At 71.1% G+C, this 3,507-nt stretch carries 4 protein-coding genes; 3 read left to right on the top strand and 1 reads right to left on the bottom strand.

The features are described 5' to 3' along the window. Positions 1 to 253: 253 nt before the first annotated feature. The 3 genes from AB0J52_RS32510 to AB0J52_RS32500 all read left to right on the top strand — a co-directional run bounded on the left by AB0J52_RS32510 (position 254) and on the right by AB0J52_RS32500 (position 2,709). Positions 254 to 1,036: a DUF899 family protein gene (locus AB0J52_RS32510; RefSeq protein ID WP_500186665.1), complete on the top strand. Its 783-nt coding sequence runs from the start codon at positions 254 to 256 to the stop codon at positions 1,034 to 1,036. A 310-nt stretch (positions 1,037 to 1,346) separates the two neighbouring features. Then, positions 1,347 to 1,667: a hypothetical protein gene (locus AB0J52_RS32505; RefSeq protein ID WP_500186664.1), complete on the top strand. Its 321-nt coding sequence runs from the start codon at positions 1,347 to 1,349 to the stop codon at positions 1,665 to 1,667. Positions 1,668 to 1,728: 61 nt separating this feature from the next. Then, positions 1,729 to 2,709, top strand: coding sequence for a ketopantoate reductase family protein (locus tag AB0J52_RS32500; protein WP_500186663.1), 981 nt, complete (start codon positions 1,729 to 1,731; stop codon positions 2,707 to 2,709). A gap of 186 nt (positions 2,710 to 2,895) precedes the next feature. Here the strand turns inward: AB0J52_RS32500 and AB0J52_RS32495 are convergent, their stop codons facing one another. After that, the gene (locus AB0J52_RS32495; RefSeq protein WP_500186660.1) at positions 2,896 to 3,399 is read right to left on the bottom strand and encodes an anthrone oxygenase family protein; all 504 of its coding nucleotides are present in this window, start codon (positions 3,397 to 3,399) and stop codon (positions 2,896 to 2,898) included. Positions 3,400 to 3,507: the final 108 nt, after the last annotated feature.

Raw genomic sequence — 3,507 nt, 5'->3', positions numbered from 1 at the left:
GCGGCCGAGACCGACGACGTCCCCGCCTGACGCCTGACGTCCGGCACCCGACGCGGCAGGGCGCCGAGCGCGTCCGCTCGCACGTCCGACGGCCGTCCACCTCCTCGCACCGGGAGGCGGGCGGCCGTCGGCCGTTCTGCCGAGCCGAATGTCACCGGACGCGATGAGTTCCGGCGGGGCCGCGAGTCCGTACGGGTGACCGCTGCGGACGGCTGCCGACGCCGTCCGCCTGGAAACTCCTCGGAGGGACACCATGACGACCCTGCCCGGCGACCCGACCCCTGCAGGCACCGGCCGTCCGCCCGTCGTCGACATGGCGACCTGGCAGGCCGCGCGGGACGAGCTGCTGCGCCGCGAGAAGGCCCACACCCGCGAGGGCGACGCCATCGCCGCCGCCCGCCGCCGCCTGCCGATGGTCGAGTTCGACGGCACCACCGAGGTCGTCGGCCCCGACGGCCCGGTCCCGTTCCTGGACCTGTTCCAGGGCCGCGACGAACTCATGGTCTACAAGCACATGTGGCACGACGGCGCCCCCCACCAGGGCCAGTGCGAGGGCTGCACCAACGCGGTCTGGCATCTGCGGGACGCCGTGTACCTCAACGCCCGCGGGGTCTCGTTCGCCGTCGCGACCACGGGCCGCTGGGACGAGGTCGCTCCGTTCGTCGACTTCATGGGCTACACCCAGCCCTGGTACTCGGTTCGCGACGTGGAGGAGCCGATCGGCGGCCCCATGGGCTACCTCACCTGCTACCTGCGCGACGGAGACCGCACCTTCCTCACCTACTCCACCACCGGACGCGGCAACGAGGTGCTCACCGTGTCGCTCAACCTCCTCGACATGACGCCCTACGGTCGCGGTGAGGAGTGGGAGGACAAGCCGCAGGACTGGCCCAAGGGAAACCACGCCTGCTGGTACTGGCGCACGGACGCCGAAGGCAACGCCACCTGGGGTCCGACCAGCCGCCCCGTCCCCCAGTGGACCCGCCCCGGCGTCACCCCCGAGCAGACGCTCGGCCGCCAAGAACACAACCACTGACGACCGCCTTCGAGGAGGCGTTCCCATGCAGGAACGCCTCCTCGGCACGTCGGCTCGTTCATCTGTGCGGTCTTGGAAAAGCCTCCGCCAGGACACGGCCATGCGCGGCCGTCGCCGGCCCGCGGTCCGCGCATTGATCGCTAGGTTCGGTCAGCCGTGGGCGATGGCCGCTCTCGGGCATAGAGGAAGTCGGGGGCATTCTGTGGCTGAGTTCTGGGTTGGGCGTCGACTGGTTGCGGGTGTCCTGGCGGGTGGGTTGTTGTGGCCGATGGTCGGTGCCACGCCGGCGGCCTCTGCCGACGGACTCGACATGACCAAGCTCGCCGCCTGCCTCCAAACTTTGAAGAAGCTCTACAAGGCTGAGGACAACAGTTCCGGGACGGCCGCGATGACCGCCTTCCAGAGATTCGGCAACATGGTGGACTCCGAAGGCAAGTACAACGAGATGTACGCCAAGGCGACCTTCGCCCAGTGCGGCGTCCCCGCCGCTCAGTACAACGTGGGGATCACCCTCATCCAGGGCACTTGCAAGATGAAGCCGGCGATCAAGAAGGGGAAGGGCGCGGCCTACTGGGAGAAGCTCATGCGCTGCCTGGTCGAGCAGGGCGACAAGCTCGGCACCTCCTCCTGACCGCCGGCGTCCAAGCCCCGTTCGCACGCAGACATGGTCGCCGGGGACGAGGGGTGAGGGCATGCGCTACGTGGTCATCGGTGCCGGGGCGATCGGCTGCTCGATCGGCGGGCGGCTGCACCAGGCCGGGCACGAGGTGGTGCTGGTCGCGCGGGGTGAGCACGGGCGCGTCCTGCGCCAGGACGGCCTGACGCTCCGCACTCCCGGGGAGCGGCTGCGGCTGCGGGTCCCGGTGGTCTTTGGTCCAGAGGAGATCGAGTTGGCCCCGGGCGACGTGCTGGTCCTGGCGGTCAAGACGCAGGACACCGTCGCGGCGCTCGACGCCTGGCGCGGACGCCCGGTGCGCGGCGGCGGGACGGCCGCCGAGCGGCTGCCGGTGTTCTGCGCCCAGAACGGCGTCGCGAACGAGCCGATGGCGCTGCGCCGCTTCCGGCGCGTGTACGGGGCGTTCGTGCTCCTGCCGGCCTCGTACCTGAAGCCCGGCGAGGTCGTCGCGCCGTGCGCGCCGCTGACCGGCCTGCTCGTCCTCGGCCGCCACCCGTCCGGCGCGGACGAGACCGCCGAGCGGATCGGCGCCCACCTCGCGGCGTCCTGCTTTCGCACCCAGGTCGTCCCGGACCTGCCCCGCTGGAAGTACCTCAAGCTGCTCGGGAACCTCGGGAACGCGATCGAGGCCGTGTGCGGTGAGCCCTCCCCGGACCTGCACGCCCGCGCGTGGACCGAGGCGGACCGAGTCCTGGAGACGGCGGGCATCGGCCACGCCGCCAACCGCGACATCGCCGAACTGCGCGGGGACGCGGTCGAGGTGCGGCACGTGGACGGCGTCCCGGAGATCCGCAACTCCTCATGGCAGAGCCTCGCGCGCGGGGGATCCATCGAGACCGACTACCTCAACGGCGAGATCGTCCTGCTGGGCCGCCTCCACGGCGTCCCGACCCCGGTCAACGAGGTGCTCCTCGACGCCGCGAACGAGTCCGCGCGGCTGAACCGGGCGCCCGGTGAGGTCTCGCTCAAGGAACTGACCGCCCGCGTCCCGCACTGAGGACTCGCCGGGAAGGGACGGCCTGAAGGCCGTCCGGATCAGCAAGGCCCGAGTCGGACGGACCGCCGCAGCAGGGCGCGGAAATGGCCGCGCCCGCCGAGGCCGGGAAGGCTCGGAGGGCACGGTCGGTCGGGCTTCCGCGTTGCCGGTGGCTGCCCGGGCTCGCGGTGGAGCAGGGCGGCGGGGTCAGCTGGACTTGCCCCAGACGTAGGCGCCGGCGCCCATCAGCAGGAGGCTGATGCCGCAGAACACGGCGCGGACGGTGTTCCAGGTCGTCCAGCGGCCCGAGTAGTCCGTCCAGACCTTGGCGGCCTCGGTCACGTCCTGCGGGATCTTGACGTTCGCGAGGTCGTTGTTCATCGGGACGTTGATCGCGGCGGTCGGGACGAACGCGCCGATGAAGTAGACGGCGGCGGCGGCGAAGAACAGCCAGGCGGCGGGCTTGTGGCCCATCGTCAGCAGCAGGATCCCGGCCGCGATGGCGACGACGGGGGCGAGCATGAACGCCGCCAGGAACGCCGGGTTCTGGATCTTCTGGTTGATCGCGTTCATCGCGGCGATCGCCGACGACGCCTTCGTCGCGTTCAGGCCGGGCATCACCCCGACCGAGAACCCGAAGAACGTCCCCGCCATCGCGGCGGTCATCAGGATCGACAAGGCCGCCGACGCGGTGGCGATGGGAAAGCGCATGGTGGGGAGTTCCTCTCGGGTTCTTGGCCGTGGGGTGTTTCGCAGGGCGGTCAGGAGTGCCAGGCGCCGGTCGCGGCGGCCTCGCGGACGAAGTCGCGGAAGTCGCGC

The organism is Spirillospora sp. NPDC049652, from assembly GCF_040675125.1.
Taxonomy (GTDB): domain Bacteria; phylum Actinomycetota; class Actinomycetes; order Streptosporangiales; family Streptosporangiaceae; genus Spirillospora.
The sequence above is the reverse complement of the archived record's forward strand: the minus strand, read 5'-3'. Positions and strand labels throughout refer to the sequence as shown.